This window comes from Vibrio sp. 10N.247.311.13 (assembly GCF_041467595.1).
GTDB classification, from domain to species: Bacteria; Pseudomonadota; Gammaproteobacteria; order Enterobacterales; family Vibrionaceae; genus Vibrio; species Vibrio crassostreae_C.
Genome location: NZ_JBFSUX010000001.1, coordinates 78,788 through 93,887, shown reverse-complemented (window position 1 = coordinate 93,887; position 15,100 = coordinate 78,788). Strand labels below are relative to the sequence as shown.

Here is a 15,100-nt window from a genome sequence, read left to right as displayed (position 1 = left end):
GGAGGTACTCACATGTTGTATCGAGTATCACAAAGCCCCAAAAAGCAACAAGGCTTAGTCGTAGTCATGATTACAGCCGCTTTGTTGGTTTTTTTAGCTGTCTCAGCGTTAGCTGTAGATATCAACCATATGGTTGTGAACAAAACACGGTTACAAAATGCGGTAGATTCAGCTGCTTTAGCTGCCGCAACTATTTTGGATAATAGTAAGGATAAAGATGCAGTAGATGCCGAGGTTGGCACTGCATTAAATGCCATGGCTGGCTCGACGGGAAACCACGAGTTTGATTTTTCAACCGCTTCAATCAGTATCGATTACTCTAATGATCCTCAAGACTTTACGGGCACGGCTACTTTTGGCATCGACGATGATGTTTATGTGCGTGTTCGAGTAGATTCATTGGGTATGAGTGAATTCTTTATTCAATTATTTGGCCTTGATAAAGAGGTATCTGCTAGTGCTGTTGCGGGCCCCAGTTCAGGGCAAGAAGTTGTAAATAACGTTGTACCAATAGGTGTATGTATTGGTGATGGGACATCTGACAATGATATAGATCCTGAAGATGGCTTTCATGATGTAACTGGTGAAGAAATAACGAATGTTTTTGGCTATGAAGTCGGTACCGTTCATGCTTTGAAAGTTGGAGATAACAAACTATCTGAAATGGGTAATGGAAATTACCACCTATTGGACTTTGGCTCTGGTGGTAAAACGGTAAAAGAAGGTCTAGGGGGGGACTATAGTTATCCTGTTGCAATAGGTGACGATATAACCACCAAACCAGGAGGAACGGTTGGTCCTACCGGTGATGGCTTAAATACTCGATTTGGTGATTATGGTGGAGGATTATCGGCATCAGATTACCCCACTGATTATGTAACGACTGAGCCTACTAATGAGATTACGATCGATGCTAGTACGGGAGATATCGATTTTGACGGCAGTTATACCTATGCTCAATATGAATCAGCGACTAACACATGCATAGCTAATAATGGTTCTGGGTGTGCGGCTAATGGTGTTGCTTGGCGTCGTATATTACCTATACCTATGGTGGATTGTTCAGGTAAAAGTGGCGGTGCGACTGAATTTACGGTGAACAAAATTGGTTGTTTCTTCTTGCTACAAAAAGCGCCGACCAATAACTCAGGAACGCCTGCAGTTTTTGGTGAATTTATACACTCTTGTAGCGTAGCTAGCGGATCTGGCAGTACTAACTCGACTACGGAAGGGACATACAAAATCGTATTGTATAAGGACCCAGATAGTGGGGAGTCGTAACCATGAAACTATTCAATAAATTACAGGGTGGTTTTGCAGCCATTGAGGTGGTTATAGCGACCCCGGTATTACTGTTCTTTCTGATATTGGTGCTGGAATTTGGCAATATTTTAGTCCATTACAATGTGATATCTAAATCTGTGCAAAACGGTGCTCGTTACGCAGTTAGTGAAGTCTATGGAACGATCGGTGGAACTATTGCGCCGACTTCCGAAATTCAAAATGTGGTGGTTTACGGACAGAATAGTGTAGGGACTGCGGTGTTATCTTCATTGACGACTGCAGATGTTACCGTTACGCCACCGTCAGGAGATAGTTATGTACGGGTAAGTGTTACCTATGATTATGTTCCACATTTCTTGTCTATTCCCTTTTCCTCGGAGAGTTTTTCGATTCCGTTAAGCGTCACTTCGGTTATGAGGGTGCTGTGATGAGAAAGTCAAAAAGGTGTATTGAAGGGCTTGCTATCATAGAGTTCACATTAGTGTCATGGCTGATTTTTCTCTTGATTTTTATAATCTTGGCATTGGGTGCCTATATGTTTTCGTTGCAGATGGTAAGTGAAGCCACGAGGAAAGCAGCAAGGTTAGCAACGGTTTGCTATGTAGCAGATAGAGATAATATTGCCGCAATGGTTGTGGGAGATATTCCTCTTGTAGGATTTACCGCTGCCAATTTAGAAGTTGCTTATTTAGATATTGATGGGAATGAAATTACGTCAGGTTACGACACTGATCCAGTATTTAGTACCATTAAATTTGTAAGGGCGAGTGCAACTGGATATGGCGTTCAGTTAATCGGAGATTTGAGTTTTTTTGGTACTAGTGGGTATCTTACAGCTCCTTCGTTCGAAACTATTTTGCCAGCTGAGAGTTTAGGAGTTGTTAGAGCTGATTCCGAAACAAGGAATAGATGTCCATGAGTTATTTTATACAGGAGTTGTAGCATGGGGGAAGCAATTAAAATAACGCCAAATGAGAGTGATATTGTGCGTTTGAAAACAAACCTTAAGGTCTGGTTAATATACAGCTCAGAAGGTTTTCTTTCACATATGAGTCTTGAATTAAAGAAATGTCGAAATGTACATGTTACATCATTTTCTCTCGCAGCAATGAGCGAGGAATACCTAAAAAATGCTGATGTTCCAGAGCTTATCTTTGTAGAAGCAAGTGGAAGTTGGGCACAAAAAATGGTGGAGTTACAGGGGTATGATTTATCGCTCGAGGATAAGGATTTATCTTTAGTTGTACTCGGGGACGAAAGTGATAACGGGTCATTAAAAATTGCGCTTCGCTTAGGAGCCTCAGATTTCTTATCTCATAATGTCACTATTTCAGACTTACTCCCTTTGCTTAAGAAAACGGCTTCCGAAAAGCTTGAAAACTCCAGTTATGGAGAATTTATCTTGTTTTTGAACACCAAGGGAGGGATGGGAGCAACCACTTTAGCGTTAAATACCGCTATTGAGATGGCTAATCAACACCCAAATGAAGTTCTCTTACTCGATATTGATCTCCAATTTGGAGTAATTCCTGATTACTTAAATATTATTCCCACCTACAGCGTTTCTGATGCAATAAATAGCGCGAATGACCTAGATGAAATCTCCTTAGGTACTTTGGTCAATAAACATGAATCTGGTCTTCATGTTCTAAGCTTTAAACATGAAAACAATGCTGATGATTTCGAGCAGGCACAAAAAATAGGCAGACTGCTGCCTATATTGCGCCGTTTTTACCCTTATGTGGTGATCGACCTATCTAGAGGGTTAGATCATGTATTTGCATCTGCTATATCACCTGCAACGAAAGTGCTTCTGGTTTTACAGCAGAGTTTAGTGTCAGTAAAAAACACAAGTAGATTAATTAAGTCTCTGAAGTTTGAGTACGGCTTACAAAGCGACGCAATAGAGGTAATCCTTAACCGTTACGAAAAACGACATTCTATAAAGTTAAAAGACATTGAGCAGGCGGTGGGCAATCACGACATCCACCTGATGCCTAATGATTTTAAAGTGGCACTAGAGAGTGCCAATTTGGGGCAACCGTTAGTTCAGTCGAGAAAGAAAAGCTCAATTACTCGTTCTATCATCGATTTGTCTCACGTTCTTTCACCACCAGAGCAAGAAGAAAAAGGCTGGTTGAAAAAGTGGTTTTCATAACGGGTAGATGAATAGTGAACACGAGGGATTGTGATGTTCTTTAAACGAAAAAATGTAAATCCAGAGTTTGAAAAAAGAGTAGAACAGATTTCGCATGACTCAGAAGATACCAACCCTGTTGAGCGTTTATCCAGTGTTGATACGTCTAGTCAATCTCGCAGTTCTGAAGCGAATGTAGAAAAGGAAAAGGCGATTGATGAAGCTCGAAAAGTGTTAGAGCAAGAGTTATCAATCAAACACTTTTTTCATAAGCAACTGCTTGAGACCCTAGATTTAGGATTACTCTCAAGTTTGGAAAAAGAGCGGGCTAAGGTTGACTTGCATGAAGCCATTTTACAGTTGATGGCTGACGATGGTAGTCATGCGCTGAGTGCTGAAGGGCGAAAGCGGGTTATAAAGCAGATAGAAGATGAGGTGTTTGGTCTTGGGCCGTTGGAGCCTTTACTCGCTGACCAAACCGTTTCAGATATCTTGGTCAACGGTCCTAAAAGCGTTTATGTCGAGCGAAGAGGTAAACTTGAAAAGACGCCGTATACTTTTCTTGATGATCGCCACTTAAGAAATATCATTGACCGTATCGTAAGCCAGGTTGGTCGCCGAATCGATGAAGCATCACCTATGGTAGATGCGCGCTTGGTTGATGGCTCACGTGTGAACGCTATTATCCCTCCTCTCGCACTTGATGGCCCTTCTGTTTCTATCCGCCGTTTTGCTGTGGATCGCTTAACGATGGATAACCTTATTGACTACAATTCAGTTTCACCCCAAATGGCTAAGTTTGTTGAAGCTGCAGTAAAAGGCGAGCTCAATATATTGATTTCAGGTGGTACAGGTTCAGGAAAAACCACCACGTTAAACATATTCTCTGGCTTTATTCCACGTGATCAACGAATAATTACCATTGAGGATTCTGCGGAGCTTCAACTTCAACAACCTCATGTTATTCGATTGGAAACTCGCCCAGCAAACCTTGAAGGTAAAGGCGAAATCAACCAGCGAGAACTCGTAAAAAATACCCTGCGTATGCGCCCCGACCGAATCGTGGTTGGTGAGGTTCGTGGTAGCGAAGCGGTTGATATGCTGGCTGCGATGAACACGGGCCATGATGGATCTCTTGCTACTATTCACGCGAATACCCCCCGTGATGCTTTGAGCCGTGTCGAAAACATGTTCTCGATGGCTGGGTGGAACATATCAACCAAAAACTTACGAGCTCAAATAGCTTCGGCTATCCACCTCGTCGTACAGATGGAACGACAAGAAGATGGTAAGCGTCGTATGGTGAGCATCCAAGAGATCAATGGTATGGAAGGTGAGGTGATTACGATGTCGGAAATTTTCCGTTTCCAACGTCAAGGTATTGATGAAGATGGCAATATTATCGGCTATTACACAGCAACGGGGGTAGTTCCTCAATATCATGACCAGTTAGTCAAACGTGGACTCGACCTGCCTTTCGAGCTCTTTACTGAGACTCACGGTTAAGGAGAGGTTATGGATAATGTAAGCGTTTCATTAGGTCTGTTATTCATTGCGGTGCTTTTTATCTCTCAAGCTTTGTTATTACCTGCTGCAGGGAAAAAAGCGAAGCATAAAGAGTTGTCTCGGCGTTTGAAGGAGGCGCAACGTAATATCGATGAAGAGAGTCTATCTTTATTAAAAGAACATTATAACAAAGAATTATCTCCTATAGACCGTAAGTTAATAGTTATTCCATACTTTGCTGGATTAAAAAAAATGTTGGAATTAGCTGGTTTTAAATTAGCATTGAGCCGGTTTTTACTTATTGTTTCTCTTTGTGGTGTCTTGCTCACATTGATATCAATAATGACCAATCAAGAATGGTTTATTAGTTTAGCAGCATTCATTTCTGTTTGGGTTATATCTTATCTGTATGTACAAAATCGAGTGGCTTATAGAATGGCTCGATTCGAAGAGCAACTTCCAGAGGCTTTAGATATTATCCGACGAGCACTGCAAGCAGGGCAACCGCTTGTTCAATCATTTAATGAAGTTGGTGAAGAACTTCCTGAACCTATCGGTGCTGAGTTTAAAAATACCTACAACTTACTTAATTACGGTTATGACTTACGTTTAGCTATTTTACAGATGGCAGAGCGAGTTCCCACCGTATCAATGTTGGCTTTTTCTAGTGCAGTAATGCTACAAAAAGAAACTGGGGGGAATCTATCAGAGAACCTGCAAAAGGTATCTGAAGTACTAAGAGCCCGCTTTAAGTTAGAAAGGAAAGTAAAAACGCTCTCTGCTGAAAGCCGTCTGTCAGCATGGATCTTAACCTTATCCCCTTTTGGTTTATTTTTTGCCTTAAAGGTAGCCAGTCCTGAATATATCGAGCCACTTTACAAAGATCCTCGCGGTCTATCGATGGTCAGTGTCGGTATTGTTCTCTTGGCGATCGGAGCCTTGTGGATTAAAAAGATCATCAGTATAGAGATTTAACTTATGGAATTATTAAATATTGAAGTCTGGAAGCAGATGTTAGCAGAGTTTGGGATCAGCTCTCAGGCTGTTATCTATGCGATGATTTTGCTCACTACTGTCTTATTAACATTGACTATTGGGTTCTTGTTTTTAGGTGCTAGATCTCCTTTAGATAAGAAGCTAAGACAAATATCTGAAGAGGGGAGTACTGGTGGTCGAAAACCTTATGATTTTTCTAATACGTTAGAATCATTAAGCCCCTTTATAAGTAAAGGTAATAAAAAGGACAATGAAACTTACTCAGAAAAGCTGATGCATGCTGGGTTCCATGAGAAGAGCTCGTTATCAGTTTTCTACGCGTTGAAGGTTTTATCTAGTTTAATAGGCATCGTCGCTGCTTTTATGGTCTATTACATATCGTTGGGTGGAGATTACAATAATTTACTCATCATGACTTGTGTTTTTCTCGGAACATTTACGCCAAATATTATTCTGAACAAGTTACAAAAAGAGCGTCAGAAAAAAATAAGAAATGGTGTCCCTGATGCGCTTGATCTTCTTGTTGTGTGTACCGAGTCTGGGCTTGGTTTTAATGCAGCCCTTGGACGTGTCGCATCTGAGATCTATGTCTCTCAGCCGGAACTTGCGGATGAACTAGAGACTGTGTTTGCTAAAATCCAAGCGGGTGTCACTATGCCTGATGCGCTTAGACAGCTTATCGAGCGAACCGGTTTAGTCGAATTGGAAGGGTTGGTTTCTTTGCTTTCTCATGCATCGAGAATGGGCGGTAGCTTAGCGCAAACGCTTCGTGATTATACTGAAGACTTTAGAGATAAACGTCAGCAAGCCGCTGAAGAAATTGCGGCGAAAATACCGACCAAAATGTTATTTCCTATGCTGATTTTTATTTGGCCTTGTTTTTTCATTGTTGCACTTGGCCCAGGACTACTTATCGTAATGGACGCATTGAGTGCGCCGGGAGCAAGTTTATGATGTTATACAATAAGTTCCTTCTACTTTTCCTACCAATACTACTACTCGGTTGTGCATCATCTGATGAGCCAACGAATCAATTTGATGCAGAACTGTATTCCGGTAAACCGATAGATACGTTAACGAATGATGACCCTCCTTTGAGTGAGAAAGAAGCGATCATGCGTGGTGATGTAGCATTAAGGGACAACAACATCGATCTAGCCTTGTATGAATACATCCGCTCTCTGTCTTTTCCTGAGCAAGAGTTTCACGACAAAACGCTGTTTACTATAGGTAAAATCCATTCATCTCGTGGCAACTCAGCGCTTGCCGAGAAAGCGTATTTGGCGGCCTTAGATTTCAATCCAGCACATACCGAGGTACTGGAGGAATTAGGCGTTTTGTATACGAAGCAGCGACGAACGGATGAAGGTCGAAGTTATTTCTTTAAAGCGATTAATGCCGACCAAGTTCGTTTGAAAAGCAGTGAAACGATTAAAAACCACCAAGCGTTAAGCCAAAGTGAAGTCGCTAGCTTGAAGGTTGACAGTATGTCTCCTGCATCAGCATATATGGGAATTGGTGTGTTGGAAGATGTCGACGGAAAGCATCAGATAGCTCAAGAGTACTTCAAAAAGTCACTGCAGATAGACAAAAACTCATTCAAAGCTCTGTTGAATATGGGCTACTCCCATTACATGTACGGCAATTACAAGGAAGCGTATCAGTACACGCGTTCAGCTCTAGAGTTAGAGCCAAATAGTGAGAAGGCTCAAAACAATCTAGCCCTCATTTATCTGGCTTCCGGTGATGTTAAGAAAGCCACTAATATGTTTATGCGACATATGGATACGCCTGAAGCGTTGAATAATGTAGGGTATTTCCTAATATTACAAGGTAAGCCGGATGAAGCCGTTCCTTACCTTCAGCAAGCAATAGACAAGAAACCATCGTATTACAGAGTTGCGAACGAAAACTTAAACAGAGCACTAGCGGAAGTGAGAGAGATGGAGCAATAGTCGTTTAAATTTTGGCTCAGTGAAAAGGATATTCATGTCGCCTAAAAGTGAGAGTTTTAATAAAGATATCATTGTTATCTCTGTCATTTGGCTAGTTTGTGCCACAGTGATCTTTATTTACAAGTGGGAGAGTGTTTCAGCTCTTAACCTGAATGATAATGACGACTATATGCGTTTCGTTCAATTTCAGGATTGGATGGCAACTGGACATTGGTACCTAGAGCCAATGAATAATTTTAATGCCGCTGATGGCATTGTTATTCATTGGTCTCGCTTTCCTGATTTAATCTTATCGCTCGTAGCTTTTCCATTGTTGTTTATCGTCGATGATAATCTTGCTTATACAATATCCATTTCTCTTGTCCCTCTGCTTTACTTGCTACTTTTTTCGCTGTCATGCTTTTACCTAGCTGACCACCTCTTCGGTGCCAAGTATCGCTTTATTAGTATGATGTTTGCGATTTCTTCGCCTTCAATTATCCATTTTTTACCCGGTTCTATTGATCATCATAATATTCAGCTGGTCTTCGCGGTCCTATTTCTAGCTTTAACGCCATTGAATCATGAGCAGTTGCGCCATGCGTGGCGTGTGTATGCGCAATCTATCTTGCTGTCTCTATCTTTATGGACGGGGCTTGATAATGTTTTGCTATTCATGTTTTTTTTCGCGATTTACACCGTGTATTACGGTCTTGTTCGCCATGAGTGGTTTGGCTATATCTCTAAGTTGTATGCGAGTTCCGCTCTGTTTGGGATTTGTGCGGTTTTATTAAATCGGCCTTACGATGAGTTTTTCGTTTTTAAGTACGACGAAATATCATTTGTTCTCATCATCCTTTTCTTCTGTGGCTGGCTTTTCGTTAATGTTTATCATCGGTTTATGAATGAAGATAACAGTCTACTGCAAAAGGTTTTTCTGTTCGTATTTCTAGCTGTTCTATTTTTAATCCCAGTGGCAGTGCTTTATCCATCACTCAGCAGTGCGTTGTTAATTGATTACCCTCCAATACTTAAAGTCTATTGGTTAGACCAAGTGACGGAAGCGAAATCGGTCGTTAGATATGTCGCAAGTCATGGTTTTTTCTCGATAGAGAATTACGCTTTGCTCGTGATTCCTGCCACTTTGTATCCACTTTTTAAGCGTAAAAATCACCACTGCGCAATTTTGTATCTCATCTTTATGTTCAATTTAGCCCTTGCGATCTTTTGGCAGATTAGAGTCATGAGGTTGTGTTTTGTGCTAGCGGCTCCCCTCCAAGCATACGTGATTCTTCAGTTAGCAGATTACATCCGTTCCTCCATCATAAAAGCAGCGGTTATTACTTCTGGAGCACCACTAGCGGTCGCCTTTGTCATTCTCGCGTTGTCGCCAACCGAAGAAATTACAACTACTCTTGATCAAAAGGAGCAATCTCTGAAGATTCATAAGGTGTTAAAAGATAACGATATAAATTCGCACACCATACTTTCAGGGATTGAAACGGGGGCTCCAGTGTTGGCAAAAACGGATAATCGAATTATTGCTGCTCCTTACCATCGAAATATTGTTGGGAACCAATTTCTTATTGAAGTAATGCTAGAGGAAGATCTGAGCTTAGCCGAACGGAAAATCATAGAGAAAAGCATCGATATCATTGTTATTGGCAATGATCCGCATTTGTTGATTTTAAAGGACTCGGCTAGCGAGGAGGCATTGATCAATAAGCTGTACAGCTCAGATACGCCAACTTGGTTAGATGTTGTGTACGACAATATTGAAAATGGGTACCGAGTGTTTCGAGTCAGGGAGAGCTCATGAAGAATCAAACCATAGCGGTGTTACTCCCGTGCTATAACGAAGCCGGAGCGGTTGGAAAAACGGTGGCTGACTTTCAACGTGCACTACCAAGTGCGACGGTTTATGTGTACGACAATAACTCTACTGATGGCACGGTCGAAGAGGCGCTGCAAGCTGGTGCTGTTGTTCGCCATGAGTATCGTCAGGGCAAAGGTGAAGTTGTGCGACGGATGTTCTCAGATATTGATGCTGATATTTATATTATGGCTGATGGTGATGATACCTACGACGCCTCCATTTGCCCTACACTGATTGAACAACTGGTTACTGAACAGCTCGATATGATCATTGGCAGTCGAGAGCGCTCTTCCGAGGCTTATCCTGCAGGACATATTTTGGGTAATAAGATGTTTTCGACTCTGATAAATAAAGGGTTCAATGCTCAATTGAATGACGTTTTCTCTGGCTATCGAGTGATGAGTCGCCGGTTTGTAAAAACGGTCCCTATTTTCAGTGACGGCTTTCAAATTGAGACGGAACTAACCGTGCATGCATTGCACCACAATATGTCGATCAAAGAAGTACCCACTCATTATCACTCAAGGCCTGAAGGCACGGCGAGTAAGCTGAATACATTGAGTGATGGGATCAAAATCCTCAACTTTATTTTGTTCCTGCTACGAGACGTAAAGCCGATGTTTTTTTTCGGTGTGTTGTCAGTGTTGCTTTGTTTTATTTCATTAGGATTAGGGATTCCCGTTATTATCGATTTTATTGATACCGGGCTCGTTGAAAGAGTCCCAACAGCTATTCTGTCTAGTTCAATTGCACTTATCGCGGTGATGTCTTTCTTTTGCGGCTTGATACTCGACAACGTGTCGCGCGGCAGACGAGAGATGAGGATCCTTTCAATATTAAGAAGTCACGATCACAAGCCATCTCAATAGGATTCAGGAATGAGAATAAACAAGGATGAAGACAAGGAGTGGCTCGATTATTTGTCCCGTTTCAGTGATGAATATGACGAGCGAGTCTACGAAAGCAGTACAACAGGCTATGTGATGAGGGCGGGTCATATAGCGTGTGAGAAGCCTTTCAGTAACAGAGATCATTTCTCGAAGGTGCTAGAAGTGGGTTCAGGAACGGGTGAACACTTGAGACATGTTCAGCATAGTTTTGACGAGTATACGGTCAGTGATGGCGATTCTGCCGCACTTGAAGTGGCAAAAAGGCAACTCAGTAACACCAGTACTTATGACAAGCTCGTTTTTAATGTAACGAATGCACGAGCGTTAGACTTTGAAAGCAACTGCTTTGATCGTGTTATTGCGACACATATATTGGAACACCTTTATGAGCCTCATCTTGTGATTAAAGAATGGCTTAGGGTATTAAAGCCGGGCGGCACTTTGTCCATTTTGATTCCTACAGACCCAGGTATTGCATGGAAGGTTGGTCGTTATATGACGACAAGAAAACTTGGAGTGAAAAAGGGGTGGAACTACGATTACATTATGGCGAGAGAACATGTTAATCCCTGCAATAATTTGATCGCCTTTTTAAAGTACTATCTCCCTGATAATAAACACTCTTTTTGGCCGTTAAGCCCAATCCCGCTAATTGATTGCAATTTGTTTTTTAACTTCCATGGAATCAAGCCTGCTAGTTAAAGGTTCGACGGCTCCTATCGTTCAGTCGTAAGCAAGAAGTTAGGTATTCACTAACTTCTTGCTTCGGTTAGATCTTTAGTTAACAAAGCCAGTAAGAGCGCCGAATAGCATAAACATGCCGACAAGCCCTACGATTGGCATCTTGACCGTTTTCAGTAGCCACACACCTATGATGATCAGAGCGAAGTCTAAACCGCCACTCACCGCACTTGTGAAGATTGGCTGATACAGAGCCGCAAGTAGTAACCCGACTACCGCTGCATTCACACCGGTAAGTGCACCAGCAACTAATGGTTTGCTTGCAATCGCCTGCCAGTTTTTCAATATACCGAGTAGCAATAAGAAGCCCGGTAAGAACACAGCAATCGTTGCGAGTAGTGCGCCTATGATCGGTGCCGATGGCATCAATACATAACCTAAGTAAGTCGCAAGTGTAAACATAGGCCCTGGTACTGCCTGTGCTGCTGCATAACCTGTTAGGAAGGCATCTTGAGACAGTTGGTCACCAATACCATTTTGTAGCAACGGAAGTACCACGTGGCCGCCACCGAATACTAAGCTACCTGCTTGGTAGAACAGGCCAAACACTTCAATACCTTGAGAGTAAGCACTGAATAGAGGCAGACCAACCAGCAAAGCAACAAAAATCACCAGAGGCGTTACCGATATTTTTTGCGTTGAAGGTATCGTTTTGAGCTCTTGAGACGTCAAGAACTTACTGCCAACCATTGCTGCAAATAGAAGCACTAAAACTTGAGGCCAGATGCCTGGAATCAGTAGTAGTACAATCGCGGTAATCACACATAAGGCGGTCGCTATCTTCGATTGGCAAAAGTTCTTGTACATACCAAAGGTTGCATCAGCTACAACCACTACCGCTAATAACTTAAGCCCGTGAATGATTGAATTGAAAAGTGGATCTTCCAATAGCTGGTTGCTGACTAACGCCAATATCAGCATCAGAATCACAGATGGGGAAGTGAAGCCGACAAATGCAGCAATAGCACCTGTTAATCCACCTTTCTTGTAGCCGACCGCAAAGCCAACCTGACTTGAACCTGGGCCCGGTAGAAATTGACTAAGAGCGACAATCTGCCCGTACTCTTCGTCGGACAACCAGTTCAGTTTCTCAACAAAGGTTTTACGGAAGTAGCCAATGTGTGCCGCTGGTCCACCGAAGCTAATCCAGCCAAGCCAGAAAAAGGTTTTAAAAATTGAAAGCATGATCGATTCCAGATAAATGTTTAGCGTAATTTAGGTGGAGTTGAACTATGATTCAAATTAATTGTTTTAATTATAATTATGAATGATATGGGATTGATTTGTGGCTGATTTTAACTGGAAAGGGGTCGACCTTAACTTGTTGATTGCACTGCAGGCTTTGTATAAAACGAATAGCGTGAGTAAGGCTGCTGAGCGTTGTTATGTCAGCCAATCTGCGATGAGCCATAGCTTACAAAGGCTACGAAAGTTGTTTGATGACCCTTTGTTTGAGCGTGTAGGTAGCAAGATGGAGGCGACCGACCGAGCCATTGAACTATCAAGTACCGTGGACGCGCTACTGAATACCATCCAGTCTGAAGTTCTGTTATCTAAATCGTTTGATGCAGAGACTTATAAAGGGACTTGGAAGATTGGTCTCACTGATTATGCCGAGCAGATGTTCGCTCCAATATTGTTTGACCTGATTAAGCAATCCTCTCCTTATTCTCAAGTAGCGTTGTTCAATGTAAACCTGAGTAACTACCAGCAAGTCTTTGACGATGCCAAGCTTGATATGACGATAGGCAGCTTTGGTGAGGTACCAAAGCAATATCGAACAAAGCATTTGTATACGGAGCAACATGTTTGTTTACTTGATCAATCGGTTCTATCTATTGAGGAGCCGATGTCGCTAGAACAATTTGTTGCTGTCGAGCACGCGCTTGTTTCCCCTGCAGGGGCTTTAAAGACGGGAGTGGACACTCGTTTAGGTGAACTCGGCTTAAGCCGGAAAGTCGCGATATCTTCCAGTAACTTTTTAACTGTTAAACGACTCATTCGTGGCAGAGAACTATTGTGTATTGTCCCCAAGCTAGTCGCGCGCAAGGATATTGATAGTGAAGAAACCTTACTAGCTGTGAAGCCACCTATTGATGTTCCAGATTTTGATATCCAGCTTGTTTATAGAAAGGCAAAGCATTTAGATGATAAAAATAAACTACTTAGAAAGTTGATTACTAATGCGATCTCATCTGTGATTTCCGAATAGTTTATTGTGTCGGTTAATCGTCAAATTCATATGAATTAATTTTAGAAAAATCCGGTTTATTATAAGAACCCGACTATACTTAATTTACGACTCAAGGCAGTCGTAAAGAATAGGCTTTTTGATTTACCTAAGTAAAAAAATTGGTTATATCCTCATGATATAGCTTAAAAAACTACCAGGCTAAACGGACTTAGTTGGTCTTAAAGCGCTAGCTCCCCCTAGCGCTTTTTCTTTTATGTCGATTCTGGCAAAAGGGTCTGAATTCTTTTCAGCAGTTGCTCGATCTCTTGTTTTTCATAGTGAGCCGTCACCTTAGGTTGGCTACTTTCTCTTGGGAGTAATGCAGTTTCGATATGGTGCTGCAGTAAAGCATCTTGTGAGTTAGCGTTGAGCTTCTCTGCAAGTACCACAGCTTGTCGACCAATCGTGGTGAAGTCTTGTTTGATGGTGGTCAGTGGTGGATTAAAAAACGCACTGTCCTCGATGCCATCAAAGCCGGCGACCGCAACCTTGTCAGGGACTGGAATCTGCAGTTCTTGCAGTGCGCGTAAAACCCCTAATGCCATTTGATCACTGGCGACCAACACAGCATCAAATGGGATTTGTTTCGCAACGGCGTCTCGAATGCCAAGGTAGCCACTTTCCGCTTGCCAGTTTCCTTGATGTTGAAACTGTACCTGACAGTTTGCATCTGATAGCACACCCAACCAACTCTGAAGACGGATTTGTGAGGCACTGGATTCGTTAGGCCCGCTGATCAACAAGTATTCAGAGCGACCATTTTCAATAAGATGCTGAGCCGCCAGCTTTGCGCCCTCGGCGTGATCGCCGCATATATAGTTAACTTGGCTGTTAGAAGGGACATCAATGAAGATGAGGTTCAAGTGTTGATATTGTTCTACCAGCAATTCGGCGTCTGCACTCTTTAAAGGCACATTGAGAATGATGCTGTCGACCTGTTGAGCCATCAGTTCACGAATAGCCTCGCGGGTGTTGGTGAGGTTCGGTTCGGATACTACAGAAAAAGCGGTGCCATACCCCATATCGTGAGCCTGCATTCGTACACCGTTAGCGATCATTGCGGCGCCATGCAGTGCCATATCGAGCGTCACTAACCCTATGCTGGTGGACTTGGAACGGCTGAGCATTTGAGCCCCTTTATTGGGCACATATCCAAGCTTCTTTATCGCAGCATTCACTTTGTTTCGAGTGGATTCTGCGACATCTTGCGAACCGTTCGTCACCCTTGATACTGTTTGAGTCGATACGCCAGCCAGCTTCGCCACATCTTTAAAAGTTACACTCATCACACCGTCCATCGAATATTCCCGTCGTTCGATGAGCTTATCCAATTTAGCGAAATGAAACTCTGCTCCCTTTCAAAAAAATGTCATTTGAAACATTAAATATGTTTCCGGAAACAGTCGATCTTGTGCAAATTTTAGCAACGAATAAGTGTTTTTAGATCACGTTATTTAGCCTTTTTAGTACTAATTTCAGTCTTCAAGTTCACTATTAATTTTA

General features: G+C 42.3%; 14 protein-coding genes. 12 read left to right on the top strand and 2 right to left on the bottom strand.

What is annotated here, in order from left to right; translation table 11 throughout:
- Positions 1-12: 12 nt before the first annotated feature.
- Genes AB6E52_RS00395 through AB6E52_RS00345 form a run of 11 tightly spaced genes read left to right on the top strand, consistent with a single transcriptional unit; the run spans position 13 to position 11,325 of the window.
- The gene (locus tag AB6E52_RS00395; RefSeq protein WP_102319922.1) at positions 13-1,281 is read left to right on the top strand and encodes a Tad domain-containing protein; all 1,269 of its coding nucleotides are present in this window, start codon (positions 13-15) and stop codon (positions 1,279-1,281) included.
- Positions 1,282-1,283: 2 nt separating this feature from the next.
- Positions 1,284-1,712, top strand: a complete 429-nt coding sequence (locus AB6E52_RS00390) for a TadE/TadG family type IV pilus assembly protein (protein ID WP_050652461.1) — start codon at positions 1,284-1,286, stop codon at positions 1,710-1,712.
- Positions 1,712-2,203 carry a TadE/TadG family type IV pilus assembly protein gene (locus AB6E52_RS00385; protein ID WP_102319923.1) on the top strand — a complete coding sequence of 164 codons (492 nt, stop codon included), beginning with the start codon at positions 1,712-1,714 and terminating at the stop codon, positions 2,201-2,203. The genes AB6E52_RS00390 and AB6E52_RS00385 overlap by 1 nt, the downstream gene beginning before the upstream one ends.
- 24 nt (positions 2,204-2,227) lie before the next feature.
- The gene (locus AB6E52_RS00380) at positions 2,228-3,442 is read left to right on the top strand and encodes an AAA family ATPase (protein WP_102319924.1); all 1,215 of its coding nucleotides are present in this window, start codon (positions 2,228-2,230) and stop codon (positions 3,440-3,442) included.
- 33 nt (positions 3,443-3,475) lie between these two features.
- Positions 3,476-4,927 carry a CpaF family protein gene (locus AB6E52_RS00375; RefSeq protein ID WP_102319925.1) on the top strand — a complete coding sequence of 484 codons (1,452 nt, stop codon included), beginning with the start codon at positions 3,476-3,478 and terminating at the stop codon, positions 4,925-4,927.
- A gap of 9 nt (positions 4,928-4,936) precedes the next feature.
- Positions 4,937-5,902 carry a type II secretion system F family protein gene (locus AB6E52_RS00370; RefSeq protein WP_102319926.1) on the top strand — a complete coding sequence of 322 codons (966 nt, stop codon included), beginning with the start codon at positions 4,937-4,939 and terminating at the stop codon, positions 5,900-5,902.
- 3 nt (positions 5,903-5,905) lie between these two features.
- Positions 5,906-6,877 (top strand): type II secretion system F family protein, encoded by a 972-nt coding sequence (locus AB6E52_RS00365; RefSeq protein WP_102319927.1) that lies wholly within the window; start codon positions 5,906-5,908, stop codon positions 6,875-6,877.
- Positions 6,874-7,878, top strand: a complete 1,005-nt coding sequence (locus tag AB6E52_RS00360; protein WP_102319928.1) for a lipopolysaccharide assembly protein LapB — start codon at positions 6,874-6,876, stop codon at positions 7,876-7,878. The genes AB6E52_RS00365 and AB6E52_RS00360 overlap by 4 nt, the downstream gene beginning before the upstream one ends.
- A gap of 34 nt (positions 7,879-7,912) precedes the next feature.
- The gene (locus AB6E52_RS00355; protein ID WP_102319929.1) at positions 7,913-9,676 is read left to right on the top strand and encodes a hypothetical protein; all 1,764 of its coding nucleotides are present in this window, start codon (positions 7,913-7,915) and stop codon (positions 9,674-9,676) included.
- Positions 9,673-10,602, top strand: a complete 930-nt coding sequence (locus AB6E52_RS00350) for a glycosyltransferase family 2 protein (protein WP_102319930.1) — start codon at positions 9,673-9,675, stop codon at positions 10,600-10,602. Before AB6E52_RS00355 ends, AB6E52_RS00350 begins: the two co-directional genes overlap by 4 nt.
- A 9-nt stretch (positions 10,603-10,611) precedes the next feature.
- Positions 10,612-11,325, top strand: a complete 714-nt coding sequence (locus AB6E52_RS00345) for a class I SAM-dependent methyltransferase (RefSeq protein ID WP_102319931.1) — start codon at positions 10,612-10,614, stop codon at positions 11,323-11,325.
- A 75-nt stretch (positions 11,326-11,400) separates the two neighbouring features.
- Here AB6E52_RS00345 and chrA read toward each other — a convergent pair whose 3' ends face one another.
- Positions 11,401-12,549, bottom strand: coding sequence for a chromate efflux transporter (gene chrA / locus AB6E52_RS00340; protein WP_102319932.1), 1,149 nt, complete (start codon positions 12,547-12,549; stop codon positions 11,401-11,403).
- A gap of 100 nt (positions 12,550-12,649) precedes the next feature.
- Between chrA and AB6E52_RS00335 the strand changes: the two genes are divergently transcribed.
- Positions 12,650-13,576, top strand: coding sequence for a LysR family transcriptional regulator (locus tag AB6E52_RS00335; RefSeq protein WP_102319933.1), 927 nt, complete (start codon positions 12,650-12,652; stop codon positions 13,574-13,576).
- A gap of 233 nt (positions 13,577-13,809) precedes the next feature.
- On the opposite strand, the gene AB6E52_RS00330 is transcribed toward AB6E52_RS00335, so the two are convergent.
- On the bottom strand, positions 13,810-14,883 hold the full coding sequence (locus tag AB6E52_RS00330) for a LacI family DNA-binding transcriptional regulator (RefSeq protein WP_102319959.1): 1,074 nt from the start codon (positions 14,881-14,883) through the stop codon (positions 13,810-13,812).
- Between the last annotated feature and the right edge of the window lie 217 nt (positions 14,884-15,100).

Bases quoted from the DNA above. Each gene is read 5' to 3' on its own strand.
- AB6E52_RS00395 (WP_102319922.1), top strand. From the start codon at position 13: ATGTTGTATCGAGTATCACAAAGCCCCAAAAAGCAACAAGGCTTAGTC.
- AB6E52_RS00380 (WP_102319924.1), top strand. From the start codon at position 2,228: ATGGGGGAAGCAATTAAAATAACGCCAAATGAGAGTGATATTGTGCGT.
- AB6E52_RS00360 (WP_102319928.1), top strand. From the start codon at position 6,874: ATGATGTTATACAATAAGTTCCTTCTACTTTTCCTACCAATACTACTA.
- AB6E52_RS00365 (WP_102319927.1), top strand. From the start codon at position 5,906: ATGGAATTATTAAATATTGAAGTCTGGAAGCAGATGTTAGCAGAGTTT.
- AB6E52_RS00385 (WP_102319923.1), top strand. From the start codon at position 1,712: ATGAGAAAGTCAAAAAGGTGTATTGAAGGGCTTGCTATCATAGAGTTC.
- AB6E52_RS00330 (WP_102319959.1), bottom strand. From the start codon at position 14,883: ATGAGTGTAACTTTTAAAGATGTGGCGAAGCTGGCTGGCGTATCGACT.
- AB6E52_RS00355 (WP_102319929.1), top strand. From the start codon at position 7,913: ATGTCGCCTAAAAGTGAGAGTTTTAATAAAGATATCATTGTTATCTCT.
- AB6E52_RS00390 (WP_050652461.1), top strand. From the start codon at position 1,284: ATGAAACTATTCAATAAATTACAGGGTGGTTTTGCAGCCATTGAGGTG.
- AB6E52_RS00370 (WP_102319926.1), top strand. From the start codon at position 4,937: ATGGATAATGTAAGCGTTTCATTAGGTCTGTTATTCATTGCGGTGCTT.
- AB6E52_RS00375 (WP_102319925.1), top strand. From the start codon at position 3,476: ATGTTCTTTAAACGAAAAAATGTAAATCCAGAGTTTGAAAAAAGAGTA.
- AB6E52_RS00350 (WP_102319930.1), top strand. From the start codon at position 9,673: ATGAAGAATCAAACCATAGCGGTGTTACTCCCGTGCTATAACGAAGCC.
- AB6E52_RS00345 (WP_102319931.1), top strand. From the start codon at position 10,612: ATGAGAATAAACAAGGATGAAGACAAGGAGTGGCTCGATTATTTGTCC.
- chrA (WP_102319932.1), bottom strand. From the start codon at position 12,549: ATGCTTTCAATTTTTAAAACCTTTTTCTGGCTTGGCTGGATTAGCTTC.